The 20,128-nt window shown below is 37.2% G+C and carries 22 protein-coding genes; 14 read left to right on the forward strand and 8 right to left on the reverse strand.

Annotated features, from left to right (window positions below; translation table 11 throughout):
• Positions 1–72 precede the first annotated feature (72 nt).
• Entirely contained in the window at positions 73–555 is a 483-nt protein-coding gene (locus tag ABID46_RS04715; protein WP_354507588.1) for a TlpA family protein disulfide reductase, read from the reverse strand.
• Positions 556–601: 46 nt separating this feature from the next.
• Between ABID46_RS04715 and ABID46_RS04720 the strand changes: the two genes are divergently transcribed.
• Positions 602–1,171, forward strand: coding sequence for a transposase (locus ABID46_RS04720; protein ID WP_354507590.1), 570 nt, complete (start codon positions 602–604; stop codon positions 1,169–1,171).
• A gap of 91 nt (positions 1,172–1,262) precedes the next feature.
• On the opposite strand, the gene ABID46_RS04725 is transcribed toward ABID46_RS04720, so the two are convergent.
• From ABID46_RS04725 to ABID46_RS04735, 3 genes are all read right to left on the reverse strand, one after another.
• Positions 1,263–1,703, reverse strand: a complete 441-nt coding sequence (locus ABID46_RS04725) for a nucleoside deaminase (RefSeq protein ID WP_354507592.1) — start codon at positions 1,701–1,703, stop codon at positions 1,263–1,265.
• A gap of 91 nt (positions 1,704–1,794) precedes the next feature.
• Positions 1,795–2,430, reverse strand: a complete 636-nt coding sequence (locus ABID46_RS04730; RefSeq protein ID WP_354507594.1) for a 50S ribosomal protein L25/general stress protein Ctc — start codon at positions 2,428–2,430, stop codon at positions 1,795–1,797.
• 75 nt (positions 2,431–2,505) lie between these two features.
• Positions 2,506–3,441 carry a ribose-phosphate pyrophosphokinase gene (locus tag ABID46_RS04735; RefSeq protein WP_354507596.1) on the reverse strand — a complete coding sequence of 312 codons (936 nt, stop codon included), beginning with the start codon at positions 3,439–3,441 and terminating at the stop codon, positions 2,506–2,508.
• Positions 3,442–3,711: 270 nt separating this feature from the next.
• Between ABID46_RS04735 and ABID46_RS04740 the strand changes: the two genes are divergently transcribed.
• Positions 3,712–4,563, forward strand: coding sequence for a hypothetical protein (locus ABID46_RS04740; RefSeq protein ID WP_354507598.1), 852 nt, complete (start codon positions 3,712–3,714; stop codon positions 4,561–4,563).
• Positions 4,564–4,608: 45 nt separating this feature from the next.
• On the opposite strand, the gene ABID46_RS04745 is transcribed toward ABID46_RS04740, so the two are convergent.
• The 4 genes from ABID46_RS04745 to ABID46_RS04760 all read right to left on the reverse strand — a co-directional run bounded on the left by ABID46_RS04745 (position 4,609) and on the right by ABID46_RS04760 (position 9,409).
• Positions 4,609–5,205 (reverse strand): hypothetical protein, encoded by a 597-nt coding sequence (locus tag ABID46_RS04745; protein WP_354507600.1) that lies wholly within the window; start codon positions 5,203–5,205, stop codon positions 4,609–4,611.
• An 11-nt stretch (positions 5,206–5,216) separates the two neighbouring features.
• Positions 5,217–6,521: a flexirubin biosynthesis putative acyl-CoA ligase FlxY gene (gene flxY, locus ABID46_RS04750; RefSeq protein ID WP_354507602.1), complete on the reverse strand. Its 1,305-nt coding sequence runs from the start codon at positions 6,519–6,521 to the stop codon at positions 5,217–5,219.
• A gap of 3 nt (positions 6,522–6,524) precedes the next feature.
• The gene (locus ABID46_RS04755) at positions 6,525–8,123 is read right to left on the reverse strand and encodes a C45 family autoproteolytic acyltransferase/hydrolase (protein WP_354507604.1); all 1,599 of its coding nucleotides are present in this window, start codon (positions 8,121–8,123) and stop codon (positions 6,525–6,527) included.
• 65 nt (positions 8,124–8,188) lie between these two features.
• A complete protein-coding gene (locus tag ABID46_RS04760) occupies positions 8,189–9,409 on the reverse strand; it encodes an NAD(P)/FAD-dependent oxidoreductase (protein WP_354507606.1) in 1,221 nt (406 codons plus the stop codon).
• Between the two features lie 81 nt (positions 9,410–9,490).
• Between ABID46_RS04760 and flxA the strand changes: the two genes are divergently transcribed.
• From flxA to darH, 12 genes are all read left to right on the forward strand, one after another.
• Positions 9,491–11,008, forward strand: coding sequence for a flexirubin biosynthesis tyrosine ammonia-lyase FlxA (flxA, locus tag ABID46_RS04765; protein ID WP_354507608.1), 1,518 nt, complete (start codon positions 9,491–9,493; stop codon positions 11,006–11,008).
• Between the two features lie 8 nt (positions 11,009–11,016).
• Positions 11,017–11,757 carry a flexirubin biosynthesis SDR family reductase FlxB gene (flxB, locus tag ABID46_RS04770; protein ID WP_354507610.1) on the forward strand — a complete coding sequence of 247 codons (741 nt, stop codon included), beginning with the start codon at positions 11,017–11,019 and terminating at the stop codon, positions 11,755–11,757.
• Between the two features lie 18 nt (positions 11,758–11,775).
• Positions 11,776–12,996 (forward strand): beta-ketoacyl-[acyl-carrier-protein] synthase family protein, encoded by a 1,221-nt coding sequence (locus tag ABID46_RS04775; protein ID WP_354507612.1) that lies wholly within the window; start codon positions 11,776–11,778, stop codon positions 12,994–12,996.
• Between the two features lie 9 nt (positions 12,997–13,005).
• Positions 13,006–13,257 carry an acyl carrier protein gene (locus ABID46_RS04780; protein ID WP_354507614.1) on the forward strand — a complete coding sequence of 84 codons (252 nt, stop codon included), beginning with the start codon at positions 13,006–13,008 and terminating at the stop codon, positions 13,255–13,257.
• Positions 13,258–13,271: 14 nt separating this feature from the next.
• Positions 13,272–14,141 carry a lysophospholipid acyltransferase family protein gene (locus tag ABID46_RS04785; RefSeq protein ID WP_354507616.1) on the forward strand — a complete coding sequence of 290 codons (870 nt, stop codon included), beginning with the start codon at positions 13,272–13,274 and terminating at the stop codon, positions 14,139–14,141.
• Between the two features lie 86 nt (positions 14,142–14,227).
• A complete protein-coding gene (darB, locus tag ABID46_RS04790) occupies positions 14,228–15,367 on the forward strand; it encodes a dialkylresorcinol biosynthesis protein DarB (RefSeq protein ID WP_354507618.1) in 1,140 nt (379 codons plus the stop codon).
• Positions 15,364–15,807: a hotdog family protein gene (locus ABID46_RS04795; RefSeq protein ID WP_354507620.1), complete on the forward strand. Its 444-nt coding sequence runs from the start codon at positions 15,364–15,366 to the stop codon at positions 15,805–15,807. Before darB (ABID46_RS04790) ends, ABID46_RS04795 begins: the two co-directional genes overlap by 4 nt.
• Positions 15,808–15,927: 120 nt before the next feature.
• Positions 15,928–16,833 (forward strand): dialkylrecorsinol condensing enzyme DarA, encoded by a 906-nt coding sequence (locus tag ABID46_RS04800; RefSeq protein ID WP_354507622.1) that lies wholly within the window; start codon positions 15,928–15,930, stop codon positions 16,831–16,833.
• A gap of 11 nt (positions 16,834–16,844) precedes the next feature.
• Positions 16,845–17,987 (forward strand): dialkylresorcinol biosynthesis protein DarB, encoded by a 1,143-nt coding sequence (gene darB, locus ABID46_RS04805; RefSeq protein WP_354507624.1) that lies wholly within the window; start codon positions 16,845–16,847, stop codon positions 17,985–17,987.
• 212 nt (positions 17,988–18,199) lie between these two features.
• Positions 18,200–18,655, forward strand: coding sequence for an ApeP family dehydratase (locus ABID46_RS04810; protein WP_354507626.1), 456 nt, complete (start codon positions 18,200–18,202; stop codon positions 18,653–18,655).
• A gap of 21 nt (positions 18,656–18,676) precedes the next feature.
• Positions 18,677–19,081 carry a flexirubin biosynthesis protein DarG gene (DarG, locus tag ABID46_RS04815; protein ID WP_354507628.1) on the forward strand — a complete coding sequence of 135 codons (405 nt, stop codon included), beginning with the start codon at positions 18,677–18,679 and terminating at the stop codon, positions 19,079–19,081.
• On the forward strand, positions 19,081–20,076 hold the full coding sequence (darH, locus tag ABID46_RS04820; RefSeq protein WP_354507630.1) for a BtrH-related acyltransferase DarH: 996 nt from the start codon (positions 19,081–19,083) through the stop codon (positions 20,074–20,076). The genes DarG and darH overlap by 1 nt, the downstream gene beginning before the upstream one ends.
• Positions 20,077–20,128 lie beyond the last annotated feature (52 nt).

Genomic DNA, 20,128 nt, shown 5'->3' on the forward strand with positions numbered 1-20,128 from the left:
ATCTTCAAAAATCCGTGTATTTATGGTAAAATGTCATAGTTACCAACACTTTCCCATCCTATTTTAAGTCGATTATTCTGCAATTAGTTTTTCGAGTAAATGATGAACGTCGGGTGCATTCCAATCCGCCGCTCCACGCTCAAAAAGTACCATTTCTCCTTTTCTATTTAAAATATAAGTAGTTGGGTAGGCTTTGGGATGAATCTCTGAAGAAAATTTAGCATTTACTTCATAGATCGGCATCGTATAACCTGTTTTCCTTATAAATGAATTGATTTTTTCCGGCTTATCCTGCATAGCAATAAATGCAAATTTCATTTCTTTCCCTTTGGCTTTATATAATTTTTGCAAACTGGGCATTTCCGAGACACAAGGTCCGCACCAAGTTCCCCAAAAATTGATGAATATTACTTCTCCTTCAAAATCAAGAAGTTGAGTGTCCTGAAATCCATTGTAGCCTTTTAATGAAATTTCCCAATCATTTGATTGAAGATAATGGACTTCTGATGTTGATTTTAAAGTTGGACTTGCAAGCGTATGCAGATCAATCATCATTTTTATACGAGTTCCCATTGGTGTAAAAAAAGGTGTTTTTAAAGAAATGTTTGAATCCTATCTGGAAATACAAAAAGATAAGTTAGATACCGAAAAATTGAACCTTGACGGCACCCACACCTTGGTTAAAAAATCAGCGCAGAGTGTTGATTATCAACATCACAAGAAAGGAAGAACTTCCAATATTTTGATTATGACCGATGGAAAGGGTATTCCTATTGCTTCAGGCGGTATCATTAGTGGAAATCATAATGATTTGTACCAAATAGTTCCACAATATGCACAAATGATGAAAGATTTGAAAAACCGTGGGATTTGTGTAGAGAATAGCATTCAAAATGCAGACAAAGTTTTTGATTCTAAGAAACTTAGAAGAGCCATTCACAGAAGAAAGATGTATGCCAATATTGTTGAAAACAAGCGCAATAGGAAAACAAAGAAAAGAGGAAAGAAGCGGTTTTTCAACCAAGATATTTACGACCAAAGATTTGTCAATGAAAGAACTTTTGCTTGGATCGACAGTTTTAGAACTTTGTTAATCAGGTTTGATTCTTTAGATTCTTCTTGGTTAAATTGGCATTATCTCGCTTTTGCTCTTATCTTGTTAAAAGTTTAAACAAGTTCAATTATTTATCTCTTTTTGTAAAATCAGCTTTTTATTTTTAGTAATGCTATTTCAAAAGAGATTTAAACTAATTGAAAACATATCACCTCTTTTGTCTAAAAAACACCTTGATCAACTCTGAACATTCGTTTTCCATAATTCCCCATGTAATTTCTGTTTTGGGATGCAACTTCACACCTGCTTGTAGAAATCCTCTTTTTTCATCTCGCGCACCTACGACTATTTTGGAAATTTGACTCCAATACAAAGCTCCTGCACACATCACACAAGGTTCGAGTGTCACATACAAGGTACAATCTATCAAATATTTTCCACCTAGATAATTGGCAGCGGCTGTGATGGATTGCATTTCAGCATGAGCCGTCACATCGGTTAAGGTTTCAGTAAGATTATGTCCTTTTGCTATGATTTTGTTGTTGGACACTACAATCGCACCTACAGGGATTTCATCTCGCTCAAAAGCTGCATGAGCTTCGTCCAATGCCTTGCGCATAAAATATTCGTCTGAAAACAATTCGTTCATAAAGCGAAAGTAAGAGATTTGCGGAAACTATCCACATAAAAAAAACTCCGACTGTAAAGCCGGAGTCTCTATTGTATAGAAGAATAAATTCTTATTCTGCACCTTCTTCTGATGCTGCTTCAGCTGCTGGAGCATCTCCTGCTGCTTCTTCATCTTCATCATCATCAGTATCAGCAACAGCCGTTCTAGACGTTCTGATCGCAACGATAACCGCGTTATCTGGGTGAAGGATGGTGTAATCGTTGTTACGGATTGAATCAACATATTTTTTATGTCCAATACGCATAGACGTGATATCGATTACGATTTCGTCTGGTAAGTTTGCAGGGATAGCTCTTACTTTCAACTTTCTCATATTGAAACGCATAACCCCTCCGTTTACCACACCACGAGCACGACCTGTTAAACGTACAGGAACTTCGATTGTAACAGGCTTATCATCGCTCAACTGATAGAAGTCAGCGTGAATGATTTTGTCTGTTACTGGGTGGAATTGAATGTCTTGCAAAATTGCAGCAACTTTAGTTCCATCAGCCAATTCCAAATTAACAGTGTGTGCTTCCGGTGTATAAACCAACCCTTTGAAAGCTTTCTCATCTACTGAGAAATGCAAAGGTTCATTTCCACCATAAACAACACAAGGTACTTGGTCAGCATTACGTAAGGTACGCGTCGAAGCTTTACCCACGCTTTCTCTTTTTACACCTTGAATTGTAATTGATTTCATTTGTTATTATTTATTTGTTAATAGTTTTAAAACTTCTCGTTTTCGTCGTCAAATCAAAAATTATCGTCTAAAATTTTAAATGATAAATTTCGAACTAATTGATTTTCTGTCATGTACCATATGCATCACATCAGCGAAAAGTGGCGCGCAAGATAATACTTTTATTTTAGAAACCGAATTATTTTTTAACGGAATACTATCTGTTACAACCACTTCTACCATAGGAGAGTTTTCAATTCGCTCATAGGCGCTTCCAGAAAGGACTGCGTGAGTAGCAACAGCACGTACACTTTTTGCGCCTTTTGCCATAATTAATTCAGATGCTTTTGCCAAAGTTCCAGCTGTATCAATCATATCGTCCAATAAAATGACGTTTTTCCCTTCCACGTCTCCAATCAACAACATATTTTCTACTTGATTGGCAACTTTTCGTTCCTTGTGACAAATCACAATATCGGCATTCAAATGTTTGGAGTAGTTATTGGCACGTTTTGCACCACCCATGTCCGGAGAAGCAATCGTCAAATTATCCAAATTCAAACTTTTGATGTAATCAATAAAAATCGTTGATGCATACAAATGATCGACTGGAATTTCAAAAAATCCTTGGATTTGATCAGCGTGTAAATCCATCGTCATTACACGAGTCGCACCTGCAGCCGTTAACATTTTAGCAACCAATTTCGCTCCAATTGGAACACGAGGAGCATCTTTACGATCTTGACGCGCATACCCAAAATAAGGAATCACTGCTGTAATTTTATCTGCTGAAGCGCGTTTTGCAGCATCACACATCAACAACAACTCCATCAAATTATCACTTGGCTGGAAAGTCGATCCGATTAAAAATACGCGTGCACCACGTACCGATTGTTCAAAAGCAGGTTGAAATTCGCCATCACTAAAATCAACGATTTTCAAATTTCCCAATTTCTCGCCATAATGATCGGCAATTTTCTGAGCCAAACCTTCGCTTGAACGTGTTGAAAATAATAAAGCTTGTTGTTGCATGATTTTCTATGTATAAAAAGTGTGAATTGAAGCTGCAAAATTAAAAATAATCCGCGCGTAATGCTAAAGAAATCTAGATTTAATTTTTCAGAAATTCTATTTTTTTGGAGCTATTCCCGCTATACGTTGCAATCTTTTTGAATTCTCAAAAAGGATTTCCACTGCTATCGGGGCTAGAAGATTCGTTATCAGAGAAAAACTGAAAGTATTTTCCAGAAAATTTCCATCGGAATCTTATATTTGAAACATATACAACATTCTTCTCATTCCATGAAAACAATCTTTTTAACCCTTATTCTACTTATCTCACTTTGTTCATTTGGACAAATCCAGCGCGATTTTCAAAAAGCTGAAATCCATTTCAAAAATGGCGAAACCCTCAAAGGTTGGATTTATGACGAGTTTGCCCAAAGTGACAAACAATCAAAATCCGACGAAAAAGGCTCAAAATATTTTACCGGAACCTCAACCTTTGACATGGCATCACGATATGCCAATTTCCCAACGGTTCTGAAGAAAATTACCTACAAAGAAAACTATGACGATGGGCAACAACAGCAATTCCCAGATGATTCCATAGACTTTGTTATCGTCAACAATCCAGACGGAACTTCCAGCACCTACCAAACTCTTCAATTCATACGTCCAAGTTTAGACGAAAACAAAGAGTCCATACGTATGGATACCGTTAACCGAAAAATTTGGGCGCCTTTACTGAAAGAAGGAAAATTGAAATTGTACGGATTTTTTACTTGGCAAAATTATAAAAGAAGTTCATGGAGCGATGTATATTTTCAATTTGAAAATGAAGATTATGCCTATCAATTCTATTTACCCCATAAAATCTACAAATTTGATACCCATCAAAACCATGCAAAAAAAGCGATCGAACAAGCCTTCCGTAACTGTCCCTATTTCATGAAAAATCTTGAAACCATTTCCTCTGGTTTTATAGAAGATTTAAAAAATTCCTTCTCATCCTTTACAAAAGAAGAAGGACAGCTGATAAAGTCTTATCCGAAAGACCAACGACAAATGATTGAATATGAAGTCATGGAAAAACGTTCCTATGTCCCATATTTCAATCTTTATAATTTGTACATGCAACACTGTGGACAATAAAAAAAGCCGGATACTTCCGGCTTTATATTTGTAGATAGTATATTTTTATTTCATTCCTTTTTTGACCATTCCAGCCAAAGTTTTTCCTGTTTTGGCATATCCTTCCGCAATACGGTCATTGTTGTTGGCAACACCCACAAAATTCCCATCACCCGGAGCATTTTGACTATTGATCACCGCCAAAACTTTTCCTGGATTTGCTGTTTCAACAAACTTTAAAAGTGTACTCACTTTTGCTGGTTGCTTCATGACACCTGCAAACCATCCTGGATAAATCCAAGTCGTTTCCACAATCACGGTATATTGTGCACTTGAATTTTTAGCCGCTTTGATGTTGGAATTTTTATTCAAAGAAGCGATAAACTTGTCGCCAAAATCACCTTTGGATTTTTCCCAATCGGTCAACCATTTGTCCGCTTCAGCCTTTCCTTTATCATCCCCAATTTCTTTGGTTCGTTTGGCAATGTATTCTTCTTCTGACATTTTCTCATTGTAGAAAGTAGTTTTGTCAAAATTCATTTCCACATTCAATTCGGTTTGACCTTTTAAAAATGTTAAATCACCCGATTCAAATTTCATTTTTTGAGCAGAAACCAACACGGTAAATGCCGCAAATAAGGTTAAAAATAGTCTTGTTTTCATAGTATTCTTTGTTATAAATTTGATTTTCTTTTGTCTACAAATGTGATACTTTTTCTTGAGTTTTCAGGAAATTTTATGCGCATAATTTCCTGTTCTGCAATAAATTGAATTTTGGGACTTACCCGAACTTTCGCTCGAAATCGGTCTTTAATTCTGTCTTGCAATTCTTCGGATTCTTCTATACAAAATACCTTGACCAAAATTTCATCTTCATTGATTTCGCTTGAATAAACCTCAATCACATGATGTTTCACCTCTTCAAAATCATTCAATAAATCTTGCAAGGAAGGCGGATAAAGAGAAGTTCCCTTGTACTTGATCATTTGTTGTTTGCGACCAATCAAGGGTCCTAATCGCATGGTCGTTCTACCACAGCCACAAGGTTCATAAAACGCCTGCACAACATCACCTGTTTTATAGCGCAAAAGCGGCATTGCTTCAACCCCCAATGTCGTCACCACCAATTCGCCTGGTTCTCCAGCTGCAACGGGCCGATTTTGATCATCCAAAAATTCGCAAATAATTAATTCCGGATGTAGGTGACCTCCCTTTCCATGACTGCATTCCGTAAAAGCGGTCGCCATTTCGGTAGAAGCATAGGTTGAATACAATTCAATATCCCATTTCGATTTGATTCTTGTAGCCAAAACATTGTCCGAAAAATCTGGATTTCGCAAAGGTTCGCCAATGCAAATTGCTTTTTTGATGCTTGAATGACGATAGTCAATTCCTTTTTCTTCCGCGAATTCGATCATCTTCAACAAAAAAGAAGGAACACAAATCAAAGTGTCAGGTTTTACTTTTTGAATGGTATCCCATTGCAATTCTGGAACTCCAGAACCTACGCGAACAACTCCAATTCCTGCTTTTCTAGCACCTAAAAAATACGCCAATCCTGCCATGAATCGACGATCTATGGTGGTGGTCATTTGAATGATACTGGATTCGCTTAAACCCGCACACTGATACGAAAGTGCTTCATTGTAGGCCAAACGATCCAAATCGGAATCGGTTAAACCAATCATAACCGGATCACCTGAAGTTCCCGAAGTTGTCACATAATCGGCAATTTTGGTTCGGTCTACACAAAGAAATTGATCATTGTGTTTCTGCAAATCATCTTTGGTTGTAACGGGAATTTTGGCCAAATCTTGAATGGTTTTGATGTCCAATATATCGATTTCGTTTTCCGCAAAAAGAGCCGAATAATAAGGTGATTTCTCGTTTAGATACAACAATTGTTTTCTCAATTCTTGTTCTTGAAATCGTTCAATTTCAAATTCCGATTGGGTTTCTATTTCAGGTAAATTGATCATTCTTTAGTTTAGTTTTCGTTCTGATTTTTGAATTCGCTTAAGCAAAAATTCACGATCAGGAACAGTCGTTATTTCTTTTTCCAAGGCATTTCGATAATGAATCAATGCGTTTTCATATTCTTTTTGGACAAAATAATATTCGCCCACCATAAAATGCGCTTTCCAAAATTCGGGATTTAATTCGATAAAATGAATCAAATCCGACGCTTCTATTTTTTCTTTGGTATTGATTTTCTCTTGGATGTATTGTAATTTCTTCTTGAATTCTTCATAGTTTTTCAATTCCAGCGAATGCACAAAAGGATCTTCCGCAATCGTCAAAGAGTCCACATATAAAGTCAAAGGTTTCGTTGAATTTTCCATTTTTTGAAATACCTCATCCAAATCATAAGCGACGAAAGCTCCCAATTGAAAAGGATTGGCCGAAACCCACATCAAACGATCTTCTGGTTGAAAAATCACACCATGATGTGATAAAAGTTGATTGATGGATTTCTCATTTCCCATCCCAATATTTTGATCTTTCAAACCATTTTGGTTACGCAAAAATTCGGCTGCCAATTCAGGTGTAATTGGCGGATTTTTTTCTACCAATTCGTTCATACGATCAAATCGATATTGCGAATGGGAATTTTGGATGGCATTTAGATTTCGTTTGTCGGTCTCGTATAAGTTGCTTTGGAAATGGTTAGAACATACCAATAATTCGGCTGAATTTTCTACTTGAAAAACATCCATTTTCTTGGGTGAAACTTCAATCAAAATCGCAGATCCATCCTCTGCACTTCCCACCATGATGGATTCCGCCACAAAAACTTCGCGCTTTTTAGCAATCTCAATCGCTTGTTCAAAATTGGAGGCATATTGTAAAATCTCTCTTGCCAGAATAGAAATCGGGGTTTTCGCCACCAATGGAATGGATGATTTTCCCGCATTAATCGTAATCGTCAAGCCTTTTTCATTCATTCCTGAAACAACGCCAATCATTCCTGGCCAAGTAAGGATCGCATGTTTGTGTCCATCGGTAGGATTGATGAAGGCAATGATTTTGTTTTCGGCAAATTCATCCGAAACATAAAAGTCAAAATTTCGACCCAAAATCAATTTCCCATCCGCCGACTGATTTCCCCAAGCTGCGAAGGACGTACAACCCACCATAGCCAAATCTTGCAAGGCGTGTCCTATATCGTGTGCGGCATGAAAATAGAGGGTTCGCCAATAATTGGGAGCCACAAATTCAAATTCTTTGGAAGTATACTGCGAGATTCCAAAAATCTCTTCTTTGTATTCGTCTGTTACGTGTTTGTCCAACTTTCGGTTAAAAAAGCGCAAAAATCCGCGAACCAAACCTTGTTGAAATTTGGAAGGAACCAATTCTTTTACGCGATCCACAAAGACTTTTTCTTGGTTATAAATGTATTCTTCGGCTAATTTCCCATTGGCAATTCCGCGCTCATAAGGACTTCCTTCTAAATACAATTCCCAAATTCCAAAGGGATTCTTCTGAAAACGATTGTTTCCAACTAGGTAAGCATCTTTGTCAATTTCAATTCGTTCAAAATTTAAACTTTCATTTACTGCAACCTGCGGAATATTCTTCAAATTCGCGCAAGCAGAAAAAACGAAAAGAATTAGAACACAAACAAAATATTTAAGAGGAAAATTCATCAAATCAATACATGGGCAATGGCTTGAACCGCTCGATCGTGTTTGGCAACAAATGGATTTTCCTTATCCCAAACATAACCCGCCAAAACTGCACAAATTTTACGTCTGACATCTTCGTTTACTTCTGGATGGAAAAATAATTTTTGCAATTCACCTGTGTACCATGTTTTCACATAGGAACGAAATACATTGACTCCATACATGATGTATTGTTCGTATTCGGTTTCCCAATCCACCGTTTCGCCTCTTAATTGTCTGATGGCTAATTTTGCGGACAAAGCTCCCGACTCGGTTGCAAAACAAACGCCCGATGAGAAAACCGGATCTAAAAATTCTGCCGAATTTCCTGTTAAGGTAAATCCGGGACCGTATAATTTTTTCACTGCTGCCGAATAGGAAACGATTTTTTTGGGTTCAAATAAAAATTCAGCTCCTTTGAATCGTTCTTTATAATAGTCAGATTGATTGATAATGTTGTGAAAGGTTTCGGTTAAGTCATCGGTTTCGATAGACTCCAAAAATTCTTTCGGACTAACCAATCCTAACGAAGAAACGCCATCTGAGAAAGGAATTACCCAAAACCAATTTTTCTGTGAAAGGACATCAAAGGTAATCTGCGTTCCTTCTACTCCTTCTGGTCTATTTTTATCGTTGACATGAACAAAAATTGCTGCCATCGGATCCAAAACACTCGGTGCATCCAAATCCAATAACCTTGGCAACACACGACCATATCCGCTTGAATCGATGATGAATTTTGCATGAATTTGCTTGGTTCCTTCTGCATTTACTACGGTGGTGATAGAATCTGTTCCATGAAATTCTACGTTTTCGACTCCAGTTTCAAATTCGATATCGACGCCGCGACTTTCTAAAATATCGGTTAAGGTTTTGTCAAATTCCGCACGAGGCAACTGCCAAGTCCAATCCCAACCTTCGGAAAACTTTTGGCTAAAATCGAAATTACAAACTTCCTCGCCACGTAAAAATCGCGCTCCAAATTTCTTTTCAAAATTCTTTTCTAAGACACCTTCAATGAATCCTGCTTCATCAAAATGATCCATCACACGAGGGATTAAACTCTCACCAATCACAAATCTTGGAAACTTCTGTTTTTCGACAACCTTCACCTTAATTCCATTCTTGTGTAAAATGGAAGCTGCAACCGCGCCAGAGGGGCCTGCGCCAATCACCAAAACGTCAACGTTTTCTGTTTTCATCGTTTATGTCTTAATTTTCAACCAAATTTAGTTAGATATTCTTAAATTTGTCGGCACTCTACTAAAAAAACCTAATTTAGTATGATTCAATTAGATGGTATGATATCCCTGAAAGAGTTTCAGGGCGTTTTGTTTGGCAATGACAAAGTAGAATTAACTGATTCCCTTCAAGATAGAGTGGAAAAAAGTTATGAGTTTTTACAAAAATTCGCTGAAAATAAAATAATTTATGGGGTCAATACGGGCTTTGGACCGATGGCTCAATATAAAATAGATGAAGAGGAAAAAATTCAACTTCAATATAACTTAATTCGTAGTCACTGTACGGGAATGGGAGAAGAACTTCCCTTGTTGTATGTGAAATCAAGTATGCTGGCGAGAATGAATACACTTTCTTTGGGAAGGTCTGGAATTCATCTTACCGCAATTCAATTGATGAAGGAAATGATCAACCGCGATATTTATCCGGTCATTTACCAACATGGAGGCGTTGGCGCAAGTGGAGATTTGGTTCAATTGGCCCATTTGGCTTTAGCATTGATCGGTGAAGGCGAAGTTTATCACCAAGGTGTTAAGAAACCAACCCAAGAAGTCTTTGCAAAAGAAGGGCTAGAACCTTTGAAAGTTCATTTACGCGAAGGTTTGGCTTTGATGAATGGAACTTCTATCATGTCAGGAATTGGTATCGTGAATTTGATTTATGCAGAAAGATTGTTTGATTGGGCGATTTCTTGTTCGGCTTTGATCAATGAAATCATGGCAGCTTATGATGATCACCTTTCCGAAACCTTAAATGCTACGAAACGCCATTCGGGTCAACAAGTGGTGGCAACCAAAATGCGCGATTTTCTAAGTGGAAGTCAATTGATCCGCAAAAGAGAAGAGCATTTGTACAATGGAAAAAATCAAGAAAGCATCTTCAAAGACAAATTGCAAGAATACTATTCGATCCGTTGTGTGCCGCAAATCTTAGGTCCAATCTACGAATGCATCGAGAACGCGAAAAAGATTTTGATTGAGGAAGTCAATTCCGCCAATGACAATCCGATTGTGGACATTGAAACACAAAATGTCTACCATGGAGGAAATTTCCATGGAGATTATGTTTCCTTTGAAATGGACAAATTGCGTATTGCCATTACAAAATTGAGTATGTTGCAAGAACGTCAATTGAACTATTTATTGAATCCTTCCTTGAATGAAATGCTTCCTGCATTTGTGAATTTAGGGAAATTAGGATTCAACTTTGGAATGCAAGGAGCGCAATTTACTGCGACTTCAACAACGGCTGAAAATCAGACGTTATCCAATTCCATGTACATTCACAGCATTCCCAACAACAAAGACAATCAAGATATTGTCAGCATGGGAACCAATGCTGCTTTGTTGACGAAAAAAGTAATTGAAAATTCCTTTGAAGTTATTTCCATTCAATTGGTCACGTTGATTCAAGCTATTGATCAGTTGGGTTGTAAAGAGAAATTATCCCCAAAAGGAAAAGAAACTTACGATGCCATTCGAACAATTGTTCCGACCTTTAGTGAAGATATGGTCTTAACGCCTTATTTAAACAAAGTGAAGGAATTCATCATGAAATAAATTTCAAAATGACAAAACTAAAATATGCATTGGTAACGGGAGGTTCCAGAGGTATTGGACGTGAAACTTCCCTAAAAATCGCAACAGAATTGGGCTATCCAGTTTTGATCAATTACCAATCCAACCAATCGGCTGCCGAGGAAACCTTAAAAATGATTTGCGATGCTGGCGGAAAAGGAGAAATCATCCAATTTGACGTCAACAATGCCGAGGATGTGAATGCAAAATTGAATGCCTGGAAAGACGCCAATCCCGATGCGATAATCGAAGTTTTGGTCAACAATGCTGGTATTACTCGAGATGGATTGCTGATGTGGATGGAATCGGACGATTGGAACCAAGTGTTGCAAACAACCTTGAATGGGTTTTACAATGTAACCCGAAATCTCATTCAGGATTTATTGAAAAATCGATACGGAAGAATCATCAATGTAGCCTCTGTTTCGGGAATGAAGGGAACAGCGGGGCAAGTGAATTATTCGGCTGCAAAAGCTGGATTAATTGGGGCAACCAAAGCATTGGCACAAGAAATCGCCAAACGAAACATCACCGTAAATGCGGTGGCTCCTGGTTTTATCGAAACCGATATGACGAGTGATTTGGATCAATCTGAATTGAAAAAAATTGTACCTTTAAATCGTTTCGGTAAAGCTGAAGAAGTAGCAGATTTGATTTGCTTTTTGGCGTCCCCAAAAGCATCTTATATCACAGGAGAAACCATCAACATCAACGGCGGAATTTACGCATAATATTTTTTTTTAGGGCAAATGAGACGAGTGGTCATTACAGGAATGGGAATTTATTCTTGTTTAGGGAAAAATTTAGAAGAAGTTAAAGATTCCTTATTTCAAGGAAAATCAGGAATCATCTATGACCCTGAACGCAAAGATTTTGGCTATCGCTCTGCTTTAACTGGATTTGTAGAATCTCCCGATTTAAAAAAAGACTTGAATCGTCGCCAACGTATTTCGATGGGTGAAGAAAGTGAATATGCTTTTGTTGCCACCCAAGAAGCCTTAAAAAACGCAGGAATTACAGAAGAGTTTTTTGACAACAATATTGTTGGATTATTATATGGTAATGATTCCGTTTCGAAATCCGTTTGGGAATCCATTGAAATTGCACGCCAAAAAAAGGATACAACTTTGGTTGGTTCTGGGGCCATTTTCAAATCGATGAATTCCACAGTAACCATGAATCTTTCCACGATTTATAAAATCAAAGGAATCAATATGACCATTAGCGCAGCTTGTGCAAGTGGATCGCATTCGATTGGCTTGGGTTTTATGATGATCAAACAAGGATTGCAAGACATTGTAATTTGCGGTGGAGCACAAGAAACCAATTTATATTCGATGGGAAGTTTTGACGGATTGGGTGTGTTTTCAGTTCGTGAAGATGAGCCTACAAAAGCTTCTCGACCATTTGATAAGAAGCGAGATGGATTGGTTCCAGGTGGCGGCGCAGGAACCATCATTTTAGAAGAATATGAATCAGCCGTAAAAAGAGGCGCTCCTATTTTGGGCGAAATCATTTCGTATGGATTTTCATCCAATGGTGACCATATTTCCACGCCCAATGTGGATGGTCCCATGCGTGCCATGCAGATGGCAATGGATTTAGGCAATATGCGCCCCGAAGACATTCACTACATCAATGCGCATGCTACTTCTACTCCAATTGGCGATGCAAATGAAGCCAAAGCGATTGATCAACTTTTCAGTCATGATGCGTATGTTAGTTCCACAAAATCCATGACAGGACATGAATGTTGGATGGCTGGAACGAGTGAAGTGATTTATTCGATGTTGATGATGCAACATGATTTCATCGCGCCCAATATCAATTTGGAAGAAGTGGACGATGCTGCAAAAAATTTGAATTTAGTTAAAAATACGTTAAACCAAAATTTTGATGTATTTTTGTCGAATTCTTTCGGATTTGGCGGAACCAATTCTGCCTTGATCGTGAAGAAGATCAAAAACTAGAATGTAACTATGACAAGAGAAAAAATTATTCAAACAATCAATGATTTTTTGGTGGATGAATTTGAGGTGGATTCTGCAGTAATTAGCCCTGATGCCAACATGAAAGAATCTTTGGATTTGGACAGTTTGGACTATGTAGATTTGGTCGTGATTATTCAATCAAATTTTGGAGTAAAATTAGAAGGAAAAGACTTTGAAAACATCCACACGTTTGAAGACTTGTATAATGTTGTTGAAGAAAAATTTCACGCTATCGCTTAAATCTACTTTTTACAATGGCAGAATGGGAAGGTAAGTCAAAGGGAACGACGACTGGATATAAGATTTTTATCTTTCTCATAAAAAATATAGGATTGAACGCCGCATACTTTTTGCTGGCGTTTGTTTCTTTTTATTACTTTGTGTTCAATCGCAAACAGACCAAAATCATTTACTCCTATTTCCGAACCAAACATCGTCAATCGCGATGGAAAAGTTGGATCAATACCTATCGAAACAATTTCGTTTTTGGTCAAACCATTATTGACAAAGTTGCGATTGCAGCTGGATTGGAAAATAAATTCACCTTTGAATTTGATGGAATCGAAAACATCCATCAATTAGCAAAAGATGAATCTGCAGGTATCATGATCAGTGCGCATGTAGGAAATTTCGAATTGGCTCAACACTTCATGGACGAATTTGATAAAAAAATTCATCTAGTCACAACAGATGAAGAACGCGAAGCCATCAAATCTGTTTTGGATGGCGTGATGGCAAAGCCCAAAGTCGAATTCATCATAGTAAAAGACGATTTATCCCATATTTTCGATATCAATCGTGTGATTGAAGAAAAGCAAATGATTGTGTTCACGGGAGATCGATTTTTCCCCAATACCAAAACCCTTGAAGCAAATCTTTTAGGTGAATTTGCCCAATTTCCAGCCGGACCCTTTTTATTGAGTTCCCGTTTGAAAACGCCCGTTTTGTTTGTGTATGTGATGCGTGAACGAAACAAGCACTATCATTTGTATGCTCGAAAAGCAAATTTCAAAAATAGAGATGCGCAATCCTTGTTAGAAGCCTATACAGAAAGCATGGAAAAGATATTGGCCAAATATCCACTCCAATGGTTCAATTATTATGATTTTTGGAAAAAGGATTAATTTTTTTCGTTTAAATCTTATCTTTGCGCTTCTTTTAAATTCTTAAAAAAGAATTCATTACTAAAATAACACTTGAAAATCCATCAATGCAAGACGTTTACATTAGAGCTATTTCCAAATTTTTACCCAACAAACCTATTAGCAATGACGAAATGGAGTCAGTTTTAGGGTACGTCAATGGAAATCCATCTCGTGCGCGTTCAATTGTTTTACGCAATAATCGAATTGTAAACCGTCATTATGCCATCGATGAAAATGGAAATCCTACGCATAACAATGCAGATTTAACCTTAGAAGCCATTCAAAATTTAATGCAAGATTCAAAAGTTTCAGATCAAGAAATTGAAGTTTTATCTTGTGGAACCTCCACTCCAGACCAAACATTACCATCGCATACCGCAATGGTTCATGGTTTGTGGCAAAATCGCCCAATGGAACTCAATGCCAACATCGGAATTTGCACGTCTGGAATGAATGCCTTGAAATACGGATTTATGTCGGTCGCAACAGGGAATTCCAAGAATGCAGTTTGTACAGGTTCTGAAAGAGTTTCTTCCTGGCTAAAGGCCAACAAATACAACAATGAAGCGGAAAGTCTTCAAGAATTAGAAGAAAATCCTGTCATTGCTTTTGAAAAAGATTTTTTACGATGGATGCTTTCAGATGGTGCTGGTGCCATCTTGTTGAGCAATCAACCCAATCCAGATTCAATTTCCTTGAAAATTCATTGGATCAAAGGTGTTTCTTATGCGCATGAATTGGAAACTTGTATGTATGCTGGCGCTAAAAAAGATGAAAATGGCAACATGATTTCATGGAGTGATTTGGAACCTAATACTTGGTTAGACGAATCCATTTTCGCCATCAAACAAGACATCAAACTTTTGGATGAACACATCATCAGCAAAGGAGCTCAAAGCATTCAACAAATTCTAGATGATCATCATATTAAAGCCGAAGAAATTAATTATTTCCTTCCGCATATTTCTTCTTATTACTTCCATGATCGCTTAAACGAAGGATTCATCAATGCGGGAATCAACATTCCATTGGAGAAATGGTTTGTGAATTTGGAGAAATTTGGCAACATAGGTTCAGCCTCCATTTATCTACAATTGGAAGAATTATTTCATTCGAAAATGTTAAAAAAGGGTGAAAAAATCCTTTTATCTGTTCCTGAAAGCGGTAGATTTTCTTATGTTTACGGCTTATTAGAAGTTGTATGACAGAATCTATCGTTTCATCACCAGAAGTAATTTTAAATTTGATTCCGCAGAGACCGCCTTTTGTTTTGGTCGATACGATTTATGAACATACAGAAAAAGAAATTTTATCTGGTTTTACTGTTCCTGCCAATCATATTTTGGTAGATGACGGGAAACAACTTTCTGAAGCAGGCTTAATTGAACATTTTGCACAAACAATCGCTTTGCATCAAGGCTATAATTTCTACTTAAAAAATGAACCTGCGCCTGTTGGATATATTGGTTCGATCAAAAATATTGATGTACTAGAATTGCCATTGGTTGGACAAGAAATTCAAACTAGAATTACCGTTCTAAATCAAATAATGGGCGTTACAATGGTTTCAGGTGACGTTTTCTTAAATGGAAAACGTATCGCTCATGGCGAAATGAGAACGATCATAGCAAGAGATACCGAATAAATAATCATATTCCCATAAAAATTCTCTATTTTTAATCTTTATAAAATTTAAAATTCAAATCAATTCAAAACGCTTTTACTATTGGATTGACGTAAATTTACATCTCAAATCGATTTAAAAATGGCGAAAAATATTCTCGTAACCTATTATTCCCAAACGGGTCAATTAGAGGAAATTGTCAAAAACATTACACAACCATTTCGAGATAAACAAGAAGAATTCACCGTTACCTATTACGAAATTCAACCCAAAAAACCTTTTCCGTTTCCTTGGTCCAAGGATGTCTTTTTTGACACCTTTCCAGAATCTTATTTGATGGAACCTGTCGAATTGGAACCGCCTTCCGATGAGATTTTTAACAAAGACTATGATTTAATCATTTTCGGGTATCAGGTTTGGTTTTTAACGCCTTCCATTCCCATCATAAGTTTTCTGAAATCATCATTTGCACCCAAATTGCTTTCTGGCAAACCCATCATTACGGTATCTGGAACAAGAAATATGTGGATGCTTTCTCAAGAGAAATTAAAAGTTTATTTCAAAGAACTAAATGCAAAATTGGTAGGAAACATCGCGCTAGTTGACCGTCACGACAATTACACAAGTGTGATTACCATTTTGAATTGGTTGCAAACTGGAAACAAAGTCTCCCCAAAACCATGGCCAAAAGCGGGAATTGCCGACGAAGAAATAGATGGAGCATCCAAATATGGAAACATCATTTTGCCTTATGCTCAGAAAGAAAATTATGATGGACTGCAAAAAGAATTGGTCGACAATGGCGCAGTGGAAATACGCCCTTTCTTGATCAAAGTTGAGAAAGTAGGAAATCGTTTGTTTACCGTGTTTTCGGGAATCATCAAGCGAAATCCGAACCAAAGAAAATTCTGGTTAAAAGTCTATACGTTTTATCTTTTTGCAGCAATTTGGGTAATTTCTCCAATTGTTTTATTATTGTTTAATCTTACAACACCAATCTTTTGGTGGAAAAGAAAAAGAGATATTAAATATTATCAAGGAATCTAATCACTTATAAAATGAGCAACGAAGTTTATATCACCAAATCCTCTACTTATCTTCCCAATGGACCTGTGTCGAATGATGAAATGGAAGACTATTTAGGTTTGGTCAACGGTAAACCCTCTAAAGCGAAAGCACTAATTTTACGCAACAACGGCATCAAAACCCGTTATTATGCACTCGATAAAAATGGAAATTTCACGCATACCAATGCTGAAATTACCGCCAAAGCAGTGGAAGGTCTTTTTGATGACCAGTTCACCAAAGAAGATATGCAATTATTGTCTTGTGGTACTACCTCTGCAGACCAAATTCAACCTTCTCATGCCTCCATGGTACATGGCGTATTGAAACCCAGCCATTCTATAGAAGTCAATACTTCGATGGGACTTTGCAATTCAGGAATGAATGCCTTGAATTATGCCTATTTATCAGTAAAAGCTGGAGCTGTCAACAATGCAGTGGCAGCTGGTTCGGAACGCTTTTCTGCTTGGATGACCGCAGACAAATTCAACCATGAGGTAGAAAATTTAAAACTTTTAGAAGAAAAACCTATTGTAGCTTTTAAACGAGAATTCTTGCGTTGGATGCTTTCTGACGGTTCTGGAGCCTTTCTTTTGGAAAACAAACCAAGAGAAAATCAATTGAATCTTCGTATTGAATTCATTGATTTTTATTCCTATGCACACGAATTGGAAGCTTGTATGTATTCGGGAAGCGAAAAACAAGAAGATGGAAGCTTGAAATCTTGGGCAGAATATTCTTCTGACGAATGGTTGAATCAATCCATTTTTGCTTTGAAACAAGATACGCGATTGTTGGACGAATATATTTTGAAAAAAGGAGCTCAATCTTTGAGAGCGTCTTTTGACAAACACAACTTGGACCCCAACGATATGGATTTTGTCTTGGCGCATATTTCTTCCAATTATTTCAAAGACGGATTAAGAGAAGAATTCGCAGCTGTTGGATTGGATTTCCCAGTGGAAAAATGGTATTACAATTTGTCAGAAGTTGGAAATATCGGTGCCGCTTCGATTTTCATTGTAACCGACGAATTGATCAAATCAGGCAAATTGCAAAAAGGTCAGAAAGTCTTACTTTGTATTCCAGAAAGCGGACGATTTGCCTATTCCTGTGCAGTTTTGACAGTGTGTTAAAAGAGTTGGAAGATTGAGGATGGAGGATGGATGTTCAGTTTGGATAGAAATTTAGGATAACATTGAACTTTAAACATTTCGTAGAAAATGAGAAAAAGTTGTGTACTTTGTGAAAAATCCTTGTGCCCCTTGTGGTCAATTCCTATGGTCTAATTTGAAACCACAAAGCTCACAAAGCCAACACAAAGTTCACTATAAAGTTAGAAAAGCAAATGGAAAACTATCCAGACATTCAAGATTTGATTCCGCACAGAAAACCGATTTTGTGTATCGACAAAGTTCTTTTGGTGGACGGTTTGATAGCGGAAACGCAATATACAATTGAAGAAAGTTGTCTTTTTTTTACCGACGGATTTTTTTCGGAATTGGGTTTATTGGAAAATGCAGCCCAAAGTAGTTTTGTGTTTTTGAAATTCTTTTTTAAAAATTCAAATGAAAATCTTTGGGGTGAAGGAAAAGATTCTGTTGGATTCATCAGCAATATCACTTGGATGGAAATTAAATTTCAACCTGAATTGGGAGATGAATTGCATACAACCACTTCCACGGAACTTGTGTATGACACAGAAAATTTGAAAATTTGCAATGTAAAAGCCGAAACAAAAGTCAACGAAAAATTGGCTTTTTCCGCCGAAATGAAATTGATTCTTCAAACACGAGATTTGTAATTTTAACGCAAACGATCAGCCATGAAAAAAGACGAAGTTCCACAAGATGAAGGTAGTTTAGCCAAAGTTGGAGTAAACGAACTTTGTTATGCAGTCGATGAAAACGGAAATTATACAACCACCCAAAGTTCGGGGTGGGATGTAAAAACCGCTGCATTGGACGAATCCATGCGTTTGATTGAAGAAAGAGTTCAAGAAACCAACAAGCAAATCGCCGAAGGAAAGCTAAGTCCTATCGCCTATTTCATGGAATTGCATCGTATGGATTTGCCTATTTTGGCTTCCTATGTTGGCATTCATCGTTGGTTTGTCAAACGACATTTCAATCCGAAGCGTTTTCAAAAATTATCAAACAAAACTTTAATAAAATACGCAGACGTATTTAATATTTCCGTTGAGGAATTAAAAAATTATAAACCCAATTAATGCAAATCGATTTTCAACACCAACAATCCGCTCATTGTGAAAATGGCGTGATTTCCAATTTAATGAACCATCAAGGTGTGAAAGTTTCGGAACCTATGGTTTTTGGAATTGGAGCAGGTTTGTTTTTTGTTTTCTTACCATTTCTGAAAGTTAATTTCGCTCCTGGCTTTAGTTATAGACCGATGCCCGGATTTATCTTTCGAAGATTCGCCAAACAATTGGGTATCAAAGTCGTGCACAAAAAGTTCAAATCGCACCAAGAAGCTCAAAAAGTTTTGGACGAAAAGTTAGCACAAGGAATTCCCGTTGGATTGCAAGTGGGTGTGTACAATTTGACGTATTTTCCAGACGAATATCGTTTTCATTTCAATGCCCATAACTTGGTTGTTTTTGGAAAGGAAAATGGAAATTACCTCATCAGTGATCCAGTGATGGACAAAACAACTTCTTTGACCGAAAAAGAATTGGAAAAGGTACGTTTTGCGCAAGGAGCTTTGCCTCCAAAAGGACATTTGTATTATTTAGAATCGGTTCCTACGCAATACGATTGGGAACAAGCTATCAAAAAGGGAATCAAAAAAACCTGTAAGGATATGTTGGCGCCCGTACCGATTGTTGGAGTAAAAGCCATGAAATGGGTAGCGAAAAAAATCAAAACTTGGCCGAAATCGATTGGAACCAAAAAAACCAATCATTATCTGGGTCAATTGATCAGAATGCAAGAGGAAATCGGAACAGGTGGAGGCGGATTTCGCTTTATTTATGCTGCCTTTTTAGAAGAATCTTCGCGAATTTTAAACAATCCTTCCTTGAAGGAATTATCCAAAGAAATGACGGAAATCGGAGACGAATGGCGTGATTTTGCACTAAACATTTCAAGAGTGTACAAAAACAGAAGCGGCGAAGAAAACATCTACGAGAAGTTATCAGACCAATTGTCTCGCTTAGCAGATCGTGAAAAAGAATTCTTTCAAAAACTCAAAAAAAGCATTTAAAAATCAGCTTACTAAATCCTTTAACCAAATCGATTTCAAATCTTTTATTTAC

This window comes from Moheibacter stercoris (assembly GCF_040545805.1).
GTDB lineage: Bacteria > Bacteroidota > Bacteroidia > Flavobacteriales > Weeksellaceae > Moheibacter > Moheibacter stercoris.

What these genes read in the sequence shown, in the direction of transcription:
- ABID46_RS04715 (WP_354507588.1), bottom strand. Translation starts at nt 555, where the DNA reads ATGATGATTGATCTGCATACGCTTGCAAGTCCAACTTTAAAATCAACA.
- ABID46_RS04720 (WP_354507590.1), top strand. Translation starts at nt 602, where the DNA reads ATGTTTGAATCCTATCTGGAAATACAAAAAGATAAGTTAGATACCGAA.
- ABID46_RS04725 (WP_354507592.1), bottom strand. Translation starts at nt 1,703, where the DNA reads ATGAACGAATTGTTTTCAGACGAATATTTTATGCGCAAGGCATTGGAC.
- ABID46_RS04730 (WP_354507594.1), bottom strand. Translation starts at nt 2,430, where the DNA reads ATGAAATCAATTACAATTCAAGGTGTAAAAAGAGAAAGCGTGGGTAAA.
- ABID46_RS04735 (WP_354507596.1), bottom strand. Translation starts at nt 3,441, where the DNA reads ATGCAACAACAAGCTTTATTATTTTCAACACGTTCAAGCGAAGGTTTG.
- ABID46_RS04740 (WP_354507598.1), top strand. Translation starts at nt 3,712, where the DNA reads ATGAAAACAATCTTTTTAACCCTTATTCTACTTATCTCACTTTGTTCA.
- ABID46_RS04745 (WP_354507600.1), bottom strand. Translation starts at nt 5,205, where the DNA reads ATGAAAACAAGACTATTTTTAACCTTATTTGCGGCATTTACCGTGTTG.
- flxY (WP_354507602.1), bottom strand. Translation starts at nt 6,521, where the DNA reads ATGATCAATTTACCTGAAATAGAAACCCAATCGGAATTTGAAATTGAA.
- ABID46_RS04760 (WP_354507606.1), bottom strand. Translation starts at nt 9,409, where the DNA reads ATGAAAACAGAAAACGTTGACGTTTTGGTGATTGGCGCAGGCCCCTCT.
- flxA (WP_354507608.1), top strand. Translation starts at nt 9,491, where the DNA reads ATGATTCAATTAGATGGTATGATATCCCTGAAAGAGTTTCAGGGCGTT.
- flxB (WP_354507610.1), top strand. Translation starts at nt 11,017, where the DNA reads ATGACAAAACTAAAATATGCATTGGTAACGGGAGGTTCCAGAGGTATT.
- ABID46_RS04775 (WP_354507612.1), top strand. Translation starts at nt 11,776, where the DNA reads ATGAGACGAGTGGTCATTACAGGAATGGGAATTTATTCTTGTTTAGGG.
- ABID46_RS04780 (WP_354507614.1), top strand. Translation starts at nt 13,006, where the DNA reads ATGACAAGAGAAAAAATTATTCAAACAATCAATGATTTTTTGGTGGAT.
- ABID46_RS04785 (WP_354507616.1), top strand. Translation starts at nt 13,272, where the DNA reads ATGGCAGAATGGGAAGGTAAGTCAAAGGGAACGACGACTGGATATAAG.
- darB (WP_354507618.1), top strand. Translation starts at nt 14,228, where the DNA reads ATGCAAGACGTTTACATTAGAGCTATTTCCAAATTTTTACCCAACAAA.
- ABID46_RS04795 (WP_354507620.1), top strand. Translation starts at nt 15,364, where the DNA reads ATGACAGAATCTATCGTTTCATCACCAGAAGTAATTTTAAATTTGATT.
- ABID46_RS04800 (WP_354507622.1), top strand. Translation starts at nt 15,928, where the DNA reads ATGGCGAAAAATATTCTCGTAACCTATTATTCCCAAACGGGTCAATTA.
- darB (WP_354507624.1), top strand. Translation starts at nt 16,845, where the DNA reads ATGAGCAACGAAGTTTATATCACCAAATCCTCTACTTATCTTCCCAAT.
- ABID46_RS04810 (WP_354507626.1), top strand. Translation starts at nt 18,200, where the DNA reads ATGGAAAACTATCCAGACATTCAAGATTTGATTCCGCACAGAAAACCG.
- DarG (WP_354507628.1), top strand. Translation starts at nt 18,677, where the DNA reads ATGAAAAAAGACGAAGTTCCACAAGATGAAGGTAGTTTAGCCAAAGTT.
- darH (WP_354507630.1), top strand. Translation starts at nt 19,081, where the DNA reads ATGCAAATCGATTTTCAACACCAACAATCCGCTCATTGTGAAAATGGC.